We start from the raw sequence: 255 nt of genomic DNA on the forward strand, positions 1-255 counted from the left end.
TCGTCACCGGCACCGCCGCTGAGTGTATTGTTCCCGGTGTTGCCCACCAATACGTTGTTCTGGCTATTGCCGGCGCCGCCGAGGTTGTCGCCGCCGGTGAGGAACAGGTTCTCCACGTTGGCGGCCAACGTCCAGCTGACCGACGAACGCACGGTGTCGGTTTCGCCGGCCAGTGCGCTGGTTTCAGTGATGGTGTCGCCAAGGTTGTCGATGATGTAGGTGTCGTTGCCCAGACCGCCGATGAGGGTGTCGGCA

Annotated in this window: 1 pseudogene; it reads right to left on the reverse strand. The window is 62.7% G+C overall.

Annotated elements, in window-relative coordinates:
* Positions 1–255, reverse strand: a pseudogene (locus tag KW837_RS29245) (Ig family protein); the annotation flags it as partial.

Origin of the sequence: Pseudomonas sp. PDM24, assembly GCF_019218905.1 — a bacterium.
Taxonomy (GTDB): Bacteria; Pseudomonadota; Gammaproteobacteria; order Pseudomonadales; family Pseudomonadaceae; genus Aquipseudomonas.